General features: G+C 67.2%; 16 protein-coding genes and 1 tRNA gene. 7 read left to right on the plus strand and 10 right to left on the minus strand.

What is annotated here, in order from left to right; all coding sequences use genetic code 11:
• Nucleotides 1–18: 18 nt before the first annotated feature.
• Complete coding sequence (locus AC5LXK_RS20110) at nucleotides 19–927, minus strand: LysR substrate-binding domain-containing protein (protein WP_493393212.1); 909 nt, start codon at nucleotides 925–927, stop codon at nucleotides 19–21.
• 196 nt (nucleotides 928–1,123) lie between these two features.
• Here AC5LXK_RS20110 and AC5LXK_RS20115 point away from each other — a divergent pair, with 196 nt between their 5' ends.
• From AC5LXK_RS20115 to AC5LXK_RS20135, 5 genes are all read left to right on the plus strand, one after another.
• Nucleotides 1,124–1,783 (plus strand): RraA family protein, encoded by a 660-nt coding sequence (locus tag AC5LXK_RS20115; protein WP_493393213.1) that lies wholly within the window; start codon nucleotides 1,124–1,126, stop codon nucleotides 1,781–1,783.
• Nucleotides 1,784–1,810: 27 nt separating this feature from the next.
• Entirely contained in the window at nucleotides 1,811–2,491 is a 681-nt protein-coding gene (locus AC5LXK_RS20120) for an RraA family protein (RefSeq protein WP_493393214.1), read from the plus strand.
• Complete coding sequence (locus tag AC5LXK_RS20125) at nucleotides 2,491–3,135, plus strand: RraA family protein (protein WP_493393215.1); 645 nt, start codon at nucleotides 2,491–2,493, stop codon at nucleotides 3,133–3,135. Before AC5LXK_RS20120 ends, AC5LXK_RS20125 begins: the two co-directional genes overlap by 1 nt.
• On the plus strand, nucleotides 3,132–4,349 hold the full coding sequence (locus AC5LXK_RS20130; RefSeq protein ID WP_493393216.1) for a pyridoxal phosphate-dependent aminotransferase: 1,218 nt from the start codon (nucleotides 3,132–3,134) through the stop codon (nucleotides 4,347–4,349). Before AC5LXK_RS20125 ends, AC5LXK_RS20130 begins: the two co-directional genes overlap by 4 nt.
• A gap of 89 nt (nucleotides 4,350–4,438) precedes the next feature.
• Nucleotides 4,439–5,245, plus strand: a complete 807-nt coding sequence (locus AC5LXK_RS20135; RefSeq protein WP_493393217.1) for an alpha/beta fold hydrolase — start codon at nucleotides 4,439–4,441, stop codon at nucleotides 5,243–5,245.
• 29 nt (nucleotides 5,246–5,274) lie between these two features.
• Here the strand turns inward: AC5LXK_RS20135 and AC5LXK_RS20140 are convergent, their stop codons facing one another.
• A complete protein-coding gene (locus AC5LXK_RS20140) occupies nucleotides 5,275–6,516 on the minus strand; it encodes an MFS transporter (protein WP_493393218.1) in 1,242 nt (413 codons plus the stop codon).
• A 138-nt stretch (nucleotides 6,517–6,654) separates the two neighbouring features.
• On the opposite strand from AC5LXK_RS20140, the gene AC5LXK_RS20145 reads away from it, so the two are divergent.
• Complete coding sequence (locus AC5LXK_RS20145) at nucleotides 6,655–7,527, plus strand: LysR family transcriptional regulator (RefSeq protein WP_493393219.1); 873 nt, start codon at nucleotides 6,655–6,657, stop codon at nucleotides 7,525–7,527.
• A gap of 152 nt (nucleotides 7,528–7,679) precedes the next feature.
• Here the strand turns inward: AC5LXK_RS20145 and AC5LXK_RS20150 are convergent.
• A tRNA-Leu gene (locus AC5LXK_RS20150) sits at nucleotides 7,680–7,764 on the minus strand.
• Nucleotides 7,765–7,906: 142 nt separating this feature from the next.
• On the opposite strand from AC5LXK_RS20150, the gene AC5LXK_RS20155 reads away from it, so the two are divergent.
• Nucleotides 7,907–9,220: a leucine-rich repeat-containing protein kinase family protein gene (locus AC5LXK_RS20155; RefSeq protein WP_493393220.1), complete on the plus strand. Its 1,314-nt coding sequence runs from the start codon at nucleotides 7,907–7,909 to the stop codon at nucleotides 9,218–9,220.
• Nucleotides 9,221–9,238: 18 nt separating this feature from the next.
• Here the strand turns inward: AC5LXK_RS20155 and AC5LXK_RS20160 are convergent, their stop codons facing one another.
• From AC5LXK_RS20160 to AC5LXK_RS20190, 7 genes are all read right to left on the minus strand, one after another.
• Nucleotides 9,239–9,868, minus strand: a complete 630-nt coding sequence (locus tag AC5LXK_RS20160) for a LysE family translocator (RefSeq protein ID WP_493393221.1) — start codon at nucleotides 9,866–9,868, stop codon at nucleotides 9,239–9,241.
• A gap of 98 nt (nucleotides 9,869–9,966) precedes the next feature.
• Complete coding sequence (locus AC5LXK_RS20165; RefSeq protein ID WP_493393222.1) at nucleotides 9,967–10,140, minus strand: hypothetical protein; 174 nt, start codon at nucleotides 10,138–10,140, stop codon at nucleotides 9,967–9,969.
• A 31-nt stretch (nucleotides 10,141–10,171) separates the two neighbouring features.
• Entirely contained in the window at nucleotides 10,172–10,618 is a 447-nt protein-coding gene (locus tag AC5LXK_RS20170) for a copper chaperone PCu(A)C (RefSeq protein WP_493393223.1), read from the minus strand.
• A gap of 42 nt (nucleotides 10,619–10,660) precedes the next feature.
• Nucleotides 10,661–11,026, minus strand: a complete 366-nt coding sequence (copC, locus tag AC5LXK_RS20175) for a copper homeostasis periplasmic binding protein CopC (protein WP_493393224.1) — start codon at nucleotides 11,024–11,026, stop codon at nucleotides 10,661–10,663.
• A 287-nt stretch (nucleotides 11,027–11,313) separates the two neighbouring features.
• Entirely contained in the window at nucleotides 11,314–11,691 is a 378-nt protein-coding gene (locus AC5LXK_RS20180) for a DUF2946 domain-containing protein (protein ID WP_493393225.1), read from the minus strand.
• Nucleotides 11,692–11,783: 92 nt separating this feature from the next.
• Nucleotides 11,784–12,278 carry an SRPBCC family protein gene (locus AC5LXK_RS20185; RefSeq protein ID WP_493393226.1) on the minus strand — a complete coding sequence of 165 codons (495 nt, stop codon included), beginning with the start codon at nucleotides 12,276–12,278 and terminating at the stop codon, nucleotides 11,784–11,786.
• 58 nt (nucleotides 12,279–12,336) lie between these two features.
• On the minus strand, nucleotides 12,337–12,639 hold the full coding sequence (locus AC5LXK_RS20190) for a 2Fe-2S iron-sulfur cluster-binding protein (RefSeq protein ID WP_493393227.1): 303 nt from the start codon (nucleotides 12,637–12,639) through the stop codon (nucleotides 12,337–12,339).
• Nucleotides 12,640–12,648 lie beyond the last annotated feature (9 nt).

Consider the following 12,648-nt stretch of genomic DNA (forward strand, 5'->3'; position numbering starts at 1 on the left):
TAGCCGGTGCCGCGCAAGCTACGTGCGCACCGGCTTGCGCAGCATCCCGAGCACTTCGTCGACCATCGGATGATGGCGCTGCGTGTTCCAGACGGCTGCGGCCGTCACCACCATGATCTTTTCCTGCAGCGGGCGAACGACCACGTTCTCCGGTGCGAGCCTGCGTATCGAGGCCGGTACGAGCGCCACGCCCTGACCGCACCCGACGTACGCAACCTGCGACGTCACCGACCGTACTTCGTGAACGACGCGCGGCGTCAGGCCGTGCGTGCGGCAGACCGACGTCAGCATGTCGAAGTAGACCGGGCTGACCTGTCGCGACGACATGATCAATTGCTCGCCCATCAGAGACCGAAGCCGCACCCTCGGCATCGCGGCGAGCGGATGTTCCTTCGGTAGCGCCACGGCCAGCCGATCCTCGGCGAGCGGCAGCGTCGCGATGCCGTTCGCTACCTCGCCGTCGACGCGCGCAAACGCGAGATCGAGTTCGCCGGCCTCCAGCGCGGGAACGGCATCGACACTGTCGATCTCGTTGACGAACACGGTCAGGTCGGGATGCGCGCGCTTGAGGGCATCCAGCAACGGCGGCACCGTATCGAGCATCGCCGCCGTGATCGCGCCCACGTGCAGTACGCCCGACTGGCCGGCCGCAACTTCCCGGACCACGCGTTGCAGCCGCTCCGCCTGTCCGGCGAACTGCCTGACGGCCGGCAGGATCGCGGCGCCCGCCGCGCTGAGTAGCGTGCCTTGCCGCGAGCGATGGAACAGCTGTATCCCCAGCGATTGCTCCAGCACCTTGATCTGCTCGGTCAGCGGCGGCTGCGACATGTTCAGCCGTTTGGCCGCACGCCCGAAGTGCTGTTCCTCGGCGACGGCGAGAAACATCCATAGCTGCCGAATCAGCCGGTAGTCGATCGTGTTGCTCATGATGCGTGCGTCCACGGTGAAAGGATGCGGAGGCCGCTGCGGGAGCGGCGGCGGGGCCGTGCATTGTCGCCGCCGTCATCCGGCGACGACACAGTTCCGTGATTCGAAAATCGTATCACGCAGATACTGAATCGGAAATTTACATGTCGCGCTGCCGGCGCGACGATTGCCCCACTTGCCAACGGGGATCAGCGTGATGAACCAGCCTTCCTTTCTCGACCGCCTTGCCGCGCTCGACACGAACACCGTGTCGGATGCGCTCGACTTTCTCGGCATGCCTGGCGCGACCTGCGGCCTGCGCCCACTGTGGGCATGCCCGAAAGTCGCCGGGCGGGCCAGCACCATTCAACTCGGGCCGAAGACGGACGCCAGGCCGACCGTGCATCTTATTTCGCCGGTTGTCGACGCCATCACCGCGAACGACCGCGTGCTGGTGATCGCGGGCGGCACGGACGGCATTTCCTGCTGGGGCGACATCATGGCCAACGCGGCGACCGTCAAGGGGATTCGCGGCTCGGTGATCGACGGGGCGAGCCGCGACATCGAGGGCAGCGAATCGATCGGTTACCCGGTTTACGGGCGCGGCATCACGATGATCAGCGCACGCAACCGCGTGGTCCAGATCGACTCGGGCACGCCGGTGCAGATGGCCGGCGTGACCGTGTACGAGGACGATTACGTGCTTGCCGACCGTTGCGGCGTGGTCTTCGTGCCGGCGATGTGCATCGCGGACGTGCTCGATCTCGGCGAGCGGATCGCGAAGCGGCAGGACGGCATGGTCGCGGCCGTCCGCGCCGGTCGCCCGGTCGCCGAGGTGATGCACGATACCGAGTTCGAAGCCATTGCGGCGCGCTGAGCGCGTCCCTGTTTCGGAGTATTAAATATGACGAATTCCCGCAAGGCTGCGGAGGAAGACTGGGCGCTGGTCGCGCTGTTCGAGGGACTGGATACGCCCGGCGTGTCGGACGCGATGGACCGGCTCGGGCTTCACGGGCAGGCGCTCGGCATCATGCCGCTGGCCGACTACACGACGGTCGTCGTCGGCCCGGCATTCACGGTCAGGTACGTGCCGGCCAGCGTTCCGCCCGGCACCGTCGGCGATTTCATCGACGACGTCGCGTCAGGCGATGTGATCGTCATCGATAACGGCGGCAGGACCGACTGTACCGTGTGGGGCGACATCATGACCCAGTACGCGGGGCTGCGCGGCATCGCGGGCACCGTGATCGACGGCGTGTGCCGCGATGTGAACAAGGCACTCGGCGACAACTATCCGTTGTTCACGGCAGGGCGCTTCATGCGGACCGGCAAGGATCGCGTGCAGGTCGAAGCCGTGAACGCCACCGTCGGGATCGGCAGCGTGCGCGTGGCGGCACGCGACATCGTCGTCGCGGACGCCAACGGCGTCGTCATCGTGCCGCGCGACCGTGCACGCGACGTGGCCGAAGTCGCCCGGCAGATCGAAGCGACCGAATCGCGCATTCGCGAACACCTCGCGCTCGGCAAGACGCTCGGCGAGGCGCGCGCCGCGCTCGGCTATCACACGTTGCAAAGGAAAACCTGATGTCCACGATCAAGACCGACGGCGCGGATCTGTTCGACCGGGCGCGCAGGCTCGGAACATCGACGCTTTACGAAGCATCCGGCCTCGCCACCAGCTCGGTTGATCCCGCGATTCGCACGGTGTGGCCGGGTGCGTCGATCGCCGGGCCTGCGTATCCGCTCGAATGTTCGCCGGGCGACAACCTGTCGATTCACATCGCGATGGAGCAGGTGCCGCGCGGCAGCGTGCTCGTCGTATCGACCGGTGGCTTCGTGTCCGGTTACTGGGGGGAAGTGCTGACGGTGGCGGCCGAAGCGGCCGGCGTCGTGGGGCTCGTGATCGACGGCGGCGTGCGCGACATCGCGGCGCTGGTCGTGCGGCGCTTTCCGGTATTCACGCGCGGTGTGTCGATGCGCGGCACGGTCAAGGCGAGCGCGCCATCGATCGGGCGGCCGATCAGCTTGGCCGGTACGCCGGTCGCGGCTGGCGATCTGGTCGTCGCGGACGACGACGGCGTCCTCGTGATCCCGTCGGCGCAGGTCGGGCGGACGCTGGCGGACGGGCAGGCGCGCGCCGACAAGGAGGCGCAGATGATGGAATCGTTGCGTGCCGGGCGCAGCACGCTGGAACTGATGGGGCTGACTCGCTGGAGGGCCGCGCAATGAGTGTGCCGATTGTCACGCTGAACCGCTTTCTGGCCGCGGCCCGACCGTCGGCCACCTACGGGGTGATGGATCGCGTGGCCGCGCGGCGCGCGACCGGCGCAGCGGTGATTTCGCTGAGCGCCGGCGAGCCGGATTTCGACACGCCGGACCACGTGCGGGAAGCCGGCATCGCGGCAATCCGCGCGGGCCACACGCGTTATACGCAGGTGGCCGGCTTGCGTGCGTTGCGCGAAGCGATTGCCGCCAAGTTCCGGCGCGAGAACGGGCTCGACGTCGACTGGCGCGACACGCTCGTGTGCAGCGGTGGCAAGCAGGTGATCTTCAATGCACTGGCCGCGACCCTGAACGAAGGCGACGAAGTCGTCGTTCCCGCACCGTACTGGGTCAGCTATCCGGAGATCGTGCAGCTATGCGGCGGCCGGCCCGTTGCCGTCGCGTGCGGTGCCGAAAGCGGCTTCAAGCTCACGCCGGCCGCGCTGGAAGCGGCGATCACGCCGCGTACGCGATGGCTGATCCTGAACTCGCCGTCCAATCCGACCGGGGCGGTTTACAGCCGCGCGGAGCTGAAGGCGCTCGCCGAAGTGCTGCTTGTGCATTCACACGTGCTGGTGCTGTCCGACGACATCTACGAGCACCTGATTTTCGACGGCATCGAGTTCGTCACGATCGCACAGGTCGAGCCGCGGCTTCGGGCGCGCGTACTGACGATGAATGGCGTGTCGAAGGCGTATGCGATGACGGGCTGGCGTATCGGCTTCGGCACCGGTCCGCGCTGGCTGATCGATGCGATGGAGAAGTTGCAAGGGCAACAAACGTCCGGTGCTTCGACGATCTCGCAATACGCGGCGCTGGCCGCGTTGACGGGGCCGCAGGATTTCATCGCACATTCCCGTGCCGCATTCGAGCGTCGGCGCGATCTGGTCATCGGGCAACTCAATCAGGCGCCGGGCCTGCGTTGCGACGCCCCGCAAGGCGCGTTCTACGCGTTCGCGTCGTGCGACGCACTGATCGGCCGGACGACCCGCGCGGGTACGCGCCTCGACAGCGACGAGGACGTGGTGAACGCGTTGCTCGACGAAGCCGGCGTGGCGACCGTGCATGGCAGCGCTTTCGGGCTGGGCCCGTATATCCGGATTGCTTACGCGCTGGACGCCCCGTCGCTGCTGCGCGCGTGTGCGGCAGTCCAGGATTTCTGCCGGACGCTGGCGGGCTGAACGCCGCTGTCCCGTATTTGCGGTCGCGCCTCGGCTGCGCGTGTTGCGCCGAGGCGGGCATACGTCACCTTTACCCGGAATTCGATCGGATGAGCAATGAATTTTTCCAGTCGCGGTTCTCGTTCGCCATAGGCGACACCGCGCTGAACGTTTCGGCCATTTGTCGCGACGGCGACGGTGCGCCCATCGTGTTCCTTCACGGCTTCGGCTCGACGAAGGAAGATTACGCGGACATCGTGCGCCATCGCGCGTTCGACGGCCGGCCTTTCGTTGCATACGACGCGCCGGGCTGCGGCGATACGTGGTGCGCGGACCTGTCGCGGATCTCGATTCCGTTCCTGGTCGAAACGGCATTGAACGTGATCGACCGCACGGGGTTCGGGCGATTCCATCTCGTCGGACATTCGATGGGCGGGTTGACGGCGCTGATGTTCGCGCACCGGCATCCGGAGCGCGTGCTCAGCTTCGTCGACATCGAAGGGAACCTCGCGCCCGAGGACTGTTTCCTGAGCCGCCAGATCGTCGATCATCCGCACGACAGCGCCGAATGCTTCTTCGACGACTTCATCGAGCGCACTCGCCATGCGCCGGCGTATGCGAGTGCGCTGTACTCGGCCAGCCTGCGTCACAAGGTGCGTGCGGAAGCCGTCGGCGGCATCTTTCGCTCGATGGTGGAGCTATCCGACCACGGCGACCTGATGCACAAATTCCTCGCGCTGCCGTTTCCGCGGATGTTCATGTACGGCGAACAGAACGCGTCGCTCTCGTACCTGAAGGCGATCGGCGAACAGGGTGTCGCGCTGTCGGAAATTCCCGATTGCGGGCATTTTCCGATGTATTCGAACCCGGTGTCGATGTGGCAAGCCATCGCCGGCTTTCACGCAAGCGGCGAGTGAGCAGTCGATGCGCGCCGTCCCGCGCCACGTCACGCGCGGGTCAACCGCCGCGCAGCCAGCAGCGCGAGCGCGAGCAGTACCGCAACGTACCCGACGACGCCCACCCACGCGCCGTGTTGCCAGAATGTCCCGCCGACCGAGCCGAGCACGCTCGACCCGGCATAGTAGGCCAGCAGATACAGCGAAGCCGCGTGCCCCTTCGCCGATCCCGCGAAGTTGCCGACCCAGCCGCTCGCGACCGCGTGGGCGACGAAGAAGCCGATCGTGACGAGCACGATGCCGACAATGATCGCGACGAGCGAGTGCGATAGCGTCAGCGCGAGGCCCGCTGCGAAGACGACGATGCCGCTGACGAGGACCGGTGGCCGCCCGAGACGGTCGGCGAGTGCGCCGGCGCTCGATGACGACACCATCCCGAACAGGTAGGCGCCGAAGATCAGGCCGCACGCGGTCGGGCTCAGGTTGAACGGCGCGGCCATGAGCCGGAACCCGGCGTAGTTGTAGATCGTCACGAACGCGCCCATCACCAGGAAGCCGATCGAGAACACGAACGGCAGGCGCGCGTGACGCAGTTGCGCGTGCCACAGCCGCAGGTGATGCCGCAGCGTCAGGTCGGTGCGCTTCACGAAGCGGCGCGACGGCGGCAGCAGCATCACGAACGCGATCGCGGCCAGCAGGTCGACGATGCCGATCGTCAGCATCGCGGTGCGCCACGAGAAGTGCTCTTCGAGCGCGCTCATCCCGATCCGCCCGATCATGCCGCCGAACGCGGTCCCGCCGACGTAGAGCCCCATCGACAAGCCGAGCCCGTCGGCGGCGATTTCTTCCGCGAGATAAGCCATCGCAACCGCCGGCACGCCGCCCAGCGCGAAGCCTTCGAGCGCGCGCCATAGCAGCAGCAGGTTCCAGTTCGGCGACAGCGCGGCGAGCACGTTGAACAGCGCGGCCAGCGTCATCGACGCGAACATCAGCCCGCGTCGCCCGACGCGTTCGGACAGCGCGCCGGCGCACAGGATCGACACCGCGAGCATCCCGGTCGACAGCGACAGCGAGAGCGAACTCGATGCGGCGCCCAGGTTGAACTCGTGCGCGAACGCGGGAAGCAGCGGCTGCACGCAGTACAGCAGCGAGAAGGTGGAAAAGCCTGCGAGGAACAGCGCGAACGCGATGCGCTGGTAGGCGGCAGAGCGCGGGGACACGCCGGCAGGCAATGCATCGGGCGCGGCGCTCTGCATGGCTGGCATGGATCGGGAAATCGAAGGAGAGGACATGGATGCACTCGATGTGCGACGGAATACGCGAATTCTTGCGCACCGTCATGTATATGTCCAATATATGAAAGAAACCGAAGCGATATGTTTTAGCACTGGCTGAATGGCCAGCCGACTCACCGTGAGGTCAGGTCACGAATGGAACTCCGGCATCTCCGATATTTTCTGGCCGTCGCGGCCACGTCGAATTTCACGAAGGCCGCCGAAACGCTCGGCATCGGGCAGCCGCCGTTGAGCCAGCAGATCAAGGCGCTCGAGGGCGAGCTCGGCGTCGAACTGTTCAAGCGGACCGCACGCGGCGCCGAGCTGACGCTGGCCGGCGAGGTCTTCGCCGAAGAGGCGCGACGCGTGCTCGACGATGCCGAGCGCGCGGCACGTGCGGCAAGGCGCGCCGCGCGGGGGGAAACCGGCCATCTGCGGGTCGGTTTCACCGGGACGGCGGCGTTCAATCCGAAAGTGTCGGATCTGATCCGCCGCTTTCGGGAGGCGTTTCCGGATGCGGAGCTGACGTTGCAGGAAGCGACGTCGGGCGTCCTGCTCGAGGCGCTGGAGGCCGGACGCCTCGATATCGCGATCGTGCGGCCGGAGCGCCGCATCGCCGCGACGCTGCGTGTCATCGACTGGGACGAGGAGCCGATGTTCGTCGCGCTGCCCGTCGCGCATCGGCTGGCGCAGCGCCGGCGTATCGATCTGGCCGAACTGGCCGACGAGTCGTTCGTGCAGGTGCCGCGGGAGGCCGGCAGCGCGCTGTTCGACGATATCGTCGCCGCCTGCAAGGCGGCCGGATTCGAGCCGCGCATGGCGCAACCGGCGCCGCAGATCGCGTCTGCGGTGACGCTGGTGGCGGCCGAGCTCGGCGTGTCGGTCGTGCCGAAGGCGATTACGCAGGTGCAGGTTGCCGGGGTCGTCTACCGGCCGTTCGCGGGGAGCGGGCTTCGCGCCAGGCTGGCCATTGCGTCGCGATGCGACGAGCCGTCCGCGGTCGTGCGGAATTTCCTGTTGCTGGCGTAGCGGGGAGGGGGGCGGCCGGTCTCGCGCCGGAATGGATCGGCAGACCGCGGCGGGCATGGGTGTCGACTGCGCCGCGCCGAAAACAAAAAACCCGCGAAGCCATGTGCTTTTGCGGGTTTCTGAACATGCCTGGAATGCGTTGAAGCTGCATCTGGTGCCGACGGCGAGACTCGAACTCGCACAGCTTTCGCCACTACCCCCTCAAGATAGCGTGTCTACCAATTTCACCACGTCGGCACTGCAAGGGGCGCAATTCTAACGTCACATTGCGCATTTGTGAAGGGGGTGTGACAAGGTCGTGCAGGGACACGAACGCGATCCCGGTAGAATTCGTCCGATCGGTCCAACGATCATCGCAACCGCCACCCGTTTTCTCCCCGTGACCCACACCCTCGAACAACTGCAGGCCGGACAACTGTCGGGCGCACGGCAACTCAAGCTCGCATGCGGGTTGACCGAATTTCCGCGCGAGATCTTCGATCTTGCCGACACGCTCGAAGTGCTCGACCTGACCGGCAATGCGCTGTCAGCGCTGCCGGACGACCTGCCGCGGCTGCATCGCCTGCGCATCCTGTTCGCGTCGGGCAACCGCTTCACCGCGTTCCCCGACGTGCTCGGCGCGTGCGGGCACCTCGACATGATCGGCTTCAAGGCGAACCGGATCCGCACGGTGCCGCGCGGCGCGCTGCCGCACGCACTGCGCTGGCTGATCCTGACCGACAACGCAATCGGCGAACTGCCTGCCGACATCGGTGATTGTTCGCGATTGCAGAAGCTCATGCTCGCCGGCAACCGGCTGCGGGCGCTGCCGGCCGAAATGGCCGCCTGTCGCGCACTGGAACTGGTGCGGCTGTCCGCGAACCGGCTGGAGTCCTTGCCCGACTGGCTGCTGCGCCTGCCGCGTCTCGCGTGGCTTGCCGTTGCCGGCAACCCGCTCGGCGCGGCGGCGGAGGCCGCGGCGTCGGCCGGGCCGGACGTCGCGGAGATCGACTGGGCATCGCTTGCTTGCGAACAGAAGCTGGGCGAGGGCGCGTCGGGTGTCATCTACCGCGCGCAGTGGCGTGCGGACGGCCATCCGTCGCGGACGGTCGCGGTCAAGCTGTTCAAGGGGGCGGTGACGAGCGACGGCCTGCCCGATTGCGAAATGGCCGCGTGCCTGCATGCCGGCCGCCACCCGAACGTGATCCCGGTGATCGGCAAGGTGCGCGGGCATCCGGACGGCACGCACGGCCTCGTGATGGAGCTGGTCGATCCCGCGCTCACGAATCTCGCCGGGCCGCCGAGTTTCGCGTCCTGCACGCGCGACGTCTATGCCGCCGATGCGAAATTCGATCCGGCGGAAGCGATGCGGATCGCGCACGGCATCGCGTCGGTCGGCGGCCATCTGCATGCGCGCGGCATCATGCATGGCGACCTGTACGGGCATAACATCCTGCACGACGGCGAAGGTGGTGCATTGCTCGGCGATTTCGGCGCGGCGTCCCTTTACGACGTGAACGACCGCACACGCGGCGCCCGGTTCGAGCGGCTCGAGGTGCGGGCATTCGGCTATCTGCTCGGCGAATTGCACGAGCGATGCGAACCGCACGCCGGGGCGCTCGAGGCGCTGGCGGCCGCGTGCCTGAACGAGGACGTCGACGCGCGGCCGTCGTTCGATGCGATCACGGCCACGCTGGCCGCGCACATGCACTGATGACGGCGGCGCGCCGGCTTACGCCTGTCGCGCAGTCAGCAGCTTGATCCCGAGCCCGACGAACAGCAGCCCGCTGGCGCGCTTGAGCACGCGCACCGCGCGGCTCATCCCGAAGCCGCGATGGAAGTGGCGCACGCCGGCCGAATAGACGCTGTGAACGATCACGACCGTGCAGGCGATCGTCGCGTACATCACGACGAACTGCAGCGCGAGCGGCCGGTCATGCACGATGAACTGCGGCATGAACGCCGACAGGAAAATCATCGTCTTCGGATTGCTGCCCGACACGAACAGCGCTTCGCGGAACAGCTTCCGGCGGTCGGGTACGGCGATCTCCGCCGCGCTGCCCGACGTGGCGGCCTTGCGATCTCCGCGCAGTTGCCGGACGCCCAGGAACATCAGGTACGCGGCGCCGATCACCTTCATTGCGACGAACAGCGGCGGCATCGCGGCCAGCACCGCGCCGACGCCGAGCGCGACGAGCAGCACGACCACGCCCTGTGCGACGAGGTTGCCCGCGATCGTTGCCGCGGTGCCGCGCGTGCCGTAGCGCACCGTGTTGCGGATCACGAGCAGCACGTTGGGCCCCGGCGACAGCGTCGTGGCGAGATAGGCTGCGGCAAACAGCATCCAGGTCTGAAGGGCCATGCGTCGCTCCGAGAGGCGGTTCCGGTGGTCGGGATGAATCGATGATGCCACGCCAATAATGGCGCGGGCCGCCGCCGGAACCGTGCCGTCGCGGCGCGTCAGCGCGCGTCGCGCATGCAGTACGCGGGAATCGCCGGCGGCGTCTCGATGGCGGCAGGCCGCGTCATCCACGCGACCCATGCGGCCCACAACCCGCAGACGATCAGTACGGCGACATTCAGCGGCGTCCGGTAGCGGACGATCAGGTCGGCCAGCGGCAGGCGGTCTTTCATGTGCGTCTCCTTCGATCGAGGGCGGGCGGCGTTACTGGCCGGCGTAGGTCGGCGGTTTCGCGTCGCAGGTCACGGATACGGTGGAGCCGTCCGCGAAATGCAGCCGGAACGGCACCTTCGCACCGGGCGCGACGGTCTGGCGCGGCTCCTCCAGCATCACGTGATAGCTCTTCGGCTTGAACGTCACCGTGCCGTGCGCGGGGACGACGACCGAGTCGACGTGAACCATCTTCGCGGTGCTGCCGTTCGTCTGCGTTTCATGCACCATCGCCATCCCGTAGGCCGGGGTGTCGATGCCCGTCAGCGTCGCGGGCGCGTCGCCGTCGTTCTTCAGCGTGAAGTAGCCGGACGACGGCACCGTCGCCGGCATCGCGCGGATCCAGCATGCGTCGGCGTGGACGGCCGGCGCGGCGAACGTGGTGGAAGCGTGCAGCGCCAGCAGCGCGAAGAGCAGGCCGGTCGGAATCGAGCGTTTCATCGTTGGTTCTCCTTATCGGGTGGGTTCGTGGGCGTTGCGGCGTTACTTCAGCGTGAATGCGTAGTGGCCTTTCGTGCGATGGCCGTCGCTGGCTACCGCGATCCACGCGACCGTGTAGGTGCCGGCCGCGAGGCTGGCCAGTGCGACGTGCATCCGTTTCCGGTTGCCGGCGTCGACGGCCGATTTCCCATCGGTGACCGATTGCCCGTGGCTGTCGGTGACGGCGATCGAGCTGAACGCCGGCTCGAGCGCCTCGCTGAAATCGATCGTGACTGCTTGCGGTGCGGCGGAGAGCGTGGCGTCGGCGGCCGGGTTCTGTGTTTTCGGGAGGGCGTGTGCGTGAGCCGCCTGGATGGCGACGAAGCCGAGTGCGGCGAGCGCGCCGCGAACGAAAGTGACGGTTTTCATGGCTGGATGAGCGAGTGGCGAATCGGATGAGAAAGACGGATTCGACGGACGGATGCGCGAGCGGCATCGATGCCGGCGGCCGGCACGGACGTGCGCGACCGGGCATTCGCATGCGGGCGAATGCCGGCGTGGCAGTGCGAGCCGGAAGCGGCCAACCGCATGCCCGGCACGAGGCCGCGCGCAGCATGGTGAGACATGAGCGTCCTTCGAAACGTGACACGTCGCGCACGCAGGTGGCGTGCGCGGACTGCGCGATGCGCTACGGCATCACGCGCAATGACGACGGATCAGGATGCGAACGGCGGGGCGCGCGGTTGCGCGGAGGTGAGCGGCAGCGCGCGGCGCAAGCTTTCGAAGCGGGTTGCCGCGCGGTGCTGGATCACGTGCACGTTGGCCGCGAACGTCAGTTCGGGGGCGGGCAGTGCGGGCGTATGGGCAAGCAGGCTGCAGTAGCCGCATGCCTGGAGATGGGCCTGCAGGCTTTTCGTCGACGAATCGGCGGAGCGCTCGCCGGTGGCCGGTGCGGCCGAACAGTAGTCGGCCAGCAGCGCGTCGACGCGCCCTTGCGTGGTCAGCGCCTGCGAGATCGTCGGCGCGAGCGCCGTCATCAGGATGGCGAGCATCCCGATCAGACTGCCGATCTTCCGGAGACGACGACTCAGCATGCGATGCGCGGCGGCGGGTGGACGACGATGGAGCGGATTATGCCACGCACGTCGATTCGCAGGTCGGCAGCGGCGTGCGGCGTAGCGGCGCGCTACGCGTGCTTCGCCAGATACTTCGTGATCAGCATAGTCTGCGCGGTCCAGCCCTGATCGTTCATTTCGCGGGCCTTTGCGCGGCGCGCTTCGATCAGCTGGTCGAAACCTGTTTCGGTGATCGTCAGCAGCGTGCCGCCGGCTTGCGCCGCGAGCGCGAACGTGACGAGCGTCATCGGCTCGGACGTGTAGTCGACATTCGGATCGATCGCAAACGGGTGCCAGCGGAACGAGAACAGGTGCTGTGGCTCGATGCGATCGACGACGATTTCGAACACGGCGCCCGCATAGGGCTCCTGCGCCTTGGCGACGTCGTCGTCGACGCGGGTCGGCGTGATGCGGCCGAACAGCGGCTGGCCGGCCGCGAACGGCTCGTCGAACGTGACGCCGAACCAGTGGCCGAATTCGCCGGAATTGCTGACGGCTTCCCAGACGCGGTCGGGCGATGCCGTGAGCTGTGTCTGTTTTTCGATGCGATCGGTTGACTGGGTCATCACGTTCTCCATGCGGGATCGAGCATTGCAGGACGACGCGCGCGACCGCGCGCCGCGTCTAGTCGAGCATGACCGCGTCGGGCACGTCGAGCACGAGGTCCGACGTCGCGACGGCCACGCACGGCAGCGTGTAGCCGTCGGCCTTTTCCTCGCGGCTCAGCCCGGGCCATTCGATCGTGTAGCGTACGCTCCCGCTGACGATCCGGCAAAGGCAGCTTCGGCACGTGCCGTTGCGGCACGAGCGCGGCAGCGACACGCGTGCGAACGCGGCGGCTTCGAGCACCGTGAGCGAATCGGGGGCGTCGAAGCTCGCGCCGAGCGGCTCGATGCGCACGAGGGGCGGGTGATCGGGATCGGTCATGACTGAAGC

The sequence above is a fragment of the Burkholderia pulmonis genome (assembly GCF_984667975.1).

Bases quoted from the DNA above. Each gene is read 5' to 3' on its own strand.
- AC5LXK_RS20110 (WP_493393212.1), bottom strand. From the start codon at position 927: ATGAGCAACACGATCGACTACCGGCTGATTCGGCAGCTATGGATGTTT.
- AC5LXK_RS20115 (WP_493393213.1), top strand. From the start codon at position 1,124: ATGAACCAGCCTTCCTTTCTCGACCGCCTTGCCGCGCTCGACACGAAC.
- AC5LXK_RS20120 (WP_493393214.1), top strand. From the start codon at position 1,811: ATGACGAATTCCCGCAAGGCTGCGGAGGAAGACTGGGCGCTGGTCGCG.
- AC5LXK_RS20125 (WP_493393215.1), top strand. From the start codon at position 2,491: ATGTCCACGATCAAGACCGACGGCGCGGATCTGTTCGACCGGGCGCGC.
- AC5LXK_RS20130 (WP_493393216.1), top strand. From the start codon at position 3,132: ATGAGTGTGCCGATTGTCACGCTGAACCGCTTTCTGGCCGCGGCCCGA.
- AC5LXK_RS20135 (WP_493393217.1), top strand. From the start codon at position 4,439: ATGAGCAATGAATTTTTCCAGTCGCGGTTCTCGTTCGCCATAGGCGAC.
- AC5LXK_RS20140 (WP_493393218.1), bottom strand. From the start codon at position 6,516: ATGTCCTCTCCTTCGATTTCCCGATCCATGCCAGCCATGCAGAGCGCC.
- AC5LXK_RS20145 (WP_493393219.1), top strand. From the start codon at position 6,655: ATGGAACTCCGGCATCTCCGATATTTTCTGGCCGTCGCGGCCACGTCG.
- AC5LXK_RS20160 (WP_493393221.1), bottom strand. From the start codon at position 9,868: ATGGCCCTTCAGACCTGGATGCTGTTTGCCGCAGCCTATCTCGCCACG.
- AC5LXK_RS20165 (WP_493393222.1), bottom strand. From the start codon at position 10,140: ATGAAAGACCGCCTGCCGCTGGCCGACCTGATCGTCCGCTACCGGACG.
- AC5LXK_RS20170 (WP_493393223.1), bottom strand. From the start codon at position 10,618: ATGAAACGCTCGATTCCGACCGGCCTGCTCTTCGCGCTGCTGGCGCTG.
- copC (WP_493393224.1), bottom strand. From the start codon at position 11,026: ATGAAAACCGTCACTTTCGTTCGCGGCGCGCTCGCCGCACTCGGCTTC.
- AC5LXK_RS20180 (WP_493393225.1), bottom strand. From the start codon at position 11,691: ATGCTGAGTCGTCGTCTCCGGAAGATCGGCAGTCTGATCGGGATGCTC.
- AC5LXK_RS20185 (WP_493393226.1), bottom strand. From the start codon at position 12,278: ATGACCCAGTCAACCGATCGCATCGAAAAACAGACACAGCTCACGGCA.
- AC5LXK_RS20190 (WP_493393227.1), bottom strand. From the start codon at position 12,639: ATGACCGATCCCGATCACCCGCCCCTCGTGCGCATCGAGCCGCTCGGC.